The organism is Salinivibrio sp. MA427 (assembly GCF_001996115.1).
GTDB lineage: Bacteria > Pseudomonadota > Gammaproteobacteria > Enterobacterales > Vibrionaceae > Salinivibrio > Salinivibrio costicola.
Genome location: NZ_MUFH01000270.1, coordinates 1 through 3350, shown reverse-complemented (window position 1 = coordinate 3350; position 3350 = coordinate 1). Strand labels below are relative to the sequence as shown.

Annotated in this window: 2 protein-coding genes; both read right to left on the bottom strand. The window is 47.5% G+C overall.

Features of this window, described 5'->3' with window-relative positions; all coding sequences use genetic code 11:
• Positions 1-161 precede the first annotated feature (161 nt).
• A complete protein-coding gene (locus BZG79_RS13095) occupies positions 162-908 on the bottom strand; it encodes a mechanosensitive ion channel family protein (RefSeq protein WP_242414190.1) in 747 nt (248 codons plus the stop codon).
• A 234-nt stretch (positions 909-1142) separates the two neighbouring features.
• On the bottom strand, positions 1143-3014 hold the full coding sequence (locus BZG79_RS13090) for a PhoX family phosphatase (protein WP_077679253.1): 1872 nt from the start codon (positions 3012-3014) through the stop codon (positions 1143-1145).
• Positions 3015-3350: the final 336 nt, after the last annotated feature.

Below are 3350 nucleotides of genomic sequence, written 5' to 3'. Positions count from 1 at the left end.
GTGACGGACATTGTCGGCTTTGTCGCCTTTTTGGGTTTAGGGACACTGTTTCTGCTATAATTTTTTTCGACGATAATTTGCTTTTTTCGACCCCAAAATCTTTCGAAAAAAGTGCTTTCGATCAAAAAAGCGCTCATGAGGGGAATGAGCGCTTCTAGTTGTTACGCGTTGGCCAACGGCACAGAGGTATCTGTTGTCTGTGGCTCTTCCGCTTCCAGTTGTTTACCGTCTGCGATGGGAAGCAGCTTCTCGCAATACAATGTCATAATATCTTCACGGATCAGCTGCTCCAGTTCCGCTGCGCGCTCTGTTGGGCAAAAGAGTCGAACGTGAACAAGCTGTTCGCCTGTTTCGGTGTGCGATAAATATAAATGTGGCTCAGGGCCGGGTAAATCGACGCCCGCATGACGCTCTATCACATGATTGTATCGCCGAGCGATATCCATAAAATCTTCACTATGATCGTCAATACGTGCCAATAACGCGGGAATATGCGGATATAAATTAATATCGCCGCGGATCACCAGATGAAAATGGTGATACACATACCGCTTCATAAAGTTAAGATTTTTCACCGTGGTGGCAAAGAACAAGCTATTTGGGAGGGTCGCACATAAAATGATCTCTTTTGAGGCGACGACAACAGCAACGGCGATGGCAGTCAATGATAACGCAAATTCATTGATTTCGGTGTTCCAAAACAGGAATAGAAAAAGTAACAGGGTAGTAAACGCCCCGTTTTTCGTACGAGACATCCATTTACGCTGATCTTCGCTAAGAAAATTACTGTCACCACGAATGTGGCGTAGGATCAATCGGCGAACAAGACTGACTACGACAACCACTCCGACGGTGGTTAATAACTTGTTTTCTAACAGTAGTTGGACAATATTGCTTAACTCAGACAACAAATCTATCTCCATGGTTTCCGTTAACGCCGACCCGAGTGGTTGCGCTATTCTGCCCCTAAGTGAACAAAAATAAAACGCATACTTTGCAAATAGTGTTCATTCCGCTGTCCGTCACCAAGATATAAGCTTATGGGTCGTGCGTGTTTGAGCGTCGGGTGTGGTGGTTTGAAGGACATATAAAAAGCCCTCATAAAAACAAGGGCTTTGACGGGGGTTTGTGAGTTAAACGGCTTAACTGCCAATGACTCCGCCGTCTTCTTTGGTGATCATGATGACCGAAGAGCGCGGTATAGCGTTGCCACCAGCAGGAAAGTGAGCACCAGGGTGTTGGACGCCGACAAACATAGTGCGTGAATCAGGGGTAAACGTCAGCCCTGTGATCTCACATGAGGTAGGCCCCGTGAGGAAGCGACGAATTTCGCCTGTTTGAGTATCCGCGCATAACATTTGGTTATTGCCCATGCCGGCAAAATCGCCTTCGTTGGAATAATTGCCGTCGGTTTGGATCCAAAGACGTCCGGCGCGATCAAAGCCGATGCCATCCGGGCTGTTAAACATATTGTCTTTGTTGATGTTGTCTGTGCCTGCCATTAGGCCAGATTGCTTTTCAGGATGGCCTGCCATCACAAAAATATCCCACTCAAAGGTGTCACGGGTATGATCGCCTTGAGTAGGAGCCCAACGAATAATATGGCCATAAGGATTTTCCGTGCGGGGGTTAGCGGCATTGAGGGGTTGATTGTCTTTGACGCCGCGGTACTTATTATTGGTTAACGTGCAGAAAACGTGTTTTTTGTCGGCATGCACGGCCACCCATTCTGGGCGGTCCATGGTAGTGGCCCCCACTTGTGTTGCTGCTTCTCGGGCAAAAATGAGCACGCTGGCCTCATCAGGAAAGCCGTTTTCTGGCGTGAGACCGTTTTTGCCAAAGGTCAGCGCTAACCATTCACCTTGGCCGTTTAGCTCGTCGTCGCTGCCAGTAAATTTGGCGACATACAAGGTGCCATTTTCGAGCAAATCACGATTAGCGCTACCTTTACTCGGATCGTATTTTCCCTCAGAGACAAACTTATAAAGGTGTTCGCCACGCTCGTCGTCACCCATGTAAACCACAACATGACCATCGTCATTAACAGTGAGTGCGGCATTCTCGTGTTTAAAGCGCCCTAGTGCACTGCGCTTTTTCGGCGTTGAGTTCGGATCCATAGGATCAATTTCAACCACCCAACCAAAGCGATGTGGCTCGTTGGGATGTTTAGCCACATCGAAGCGTTCGTCATGTTTGTACCAATCATAGCCCCAATCAGAATCGCTGATACCGTAGCGCTGATACGTTTTGCCCAAGGTAACGTTTTTTGCGCTGGCAAAATAGCCGTTAAAGTTTTCTTCGCAGGTCAGGTACGTGCCCCAGGGTGTTTCGCCATTAGCACAATTGTTAAAGGTGCCCAGAATCGTTTTTCCTGAAGGATCGGCGGCGGTTTTGAGTAACGAATGCCCGGCTGCGGGGCCCGTCATGGCCATTTCAGTGTAGGCCGTAATACGACGATTCAAGCGGCCCTCTTGGTTGACGTGCCAGCGGCCATCCATTTTTTTCAACTCAACCAAAGAGACGCCATGCGCCGCTTGTGACTTACGTGCATCATCAGCCGAAATATTTTTACCGCCGTGCTCAAATAAATATTCATCATTGATGTATTCATTATTTACCGCTAATAAAGCACGATCATTGGCGAGAGGAAAAAACGTCATGCCATCATTGTTATCACCAAATTGGAGTGCTTGGGCATCGGCGCCATTTTGTTGGGAAAAAGCAGGTGCGTTAGCGAAAAGAGGATCGCCCCAAGAGACCAGTACGTCAGCTTTATATCCTGAAGGTACGTTCACTGTATCAGTTGTTGATGTTGGGATCGCCTCAAAGCCGAGCAGTTCACTTTGGCTCATTGTATCTGCTACTGCTTTCGCAACTGGATTGGCAGCAAAAAAAGCGACAGCACTGGCCGCTCCGGTGCCTTGTAAAAAACGGCGACGACTTAATGCTGCATCAATAAAGCGGTTGAACTCAGGCTCTGTATCTAATGGTCGTTGATCAATATGCTTGCTCACGGCATGGTTCCTTTCTGATCGTGATTAAATAGTTATACTGACCCATCATAAATTGTGGGCGCGATCAAAAGGATGGTGAGCCACTGTTAAAACCTCATGAATCATTGGTTAACTTCTTGAGTCAGCTGGGATCCGTGCGCACAGGATCACGCTTCAACATAGTTTACACTTCACCGCCTGACTGATGTGAGGGCTAGTGCTGGTCAAAGTAATCCTTGCGCCGGATATATTTATCCATGTAATGGTAGGCAATCGGGCGCGTTAACCAACTATAGAGGACGCGCAAGATTCGAAATAAAGAGGGTGTATTGGTATAAATTTTATTCTCGTGTAACC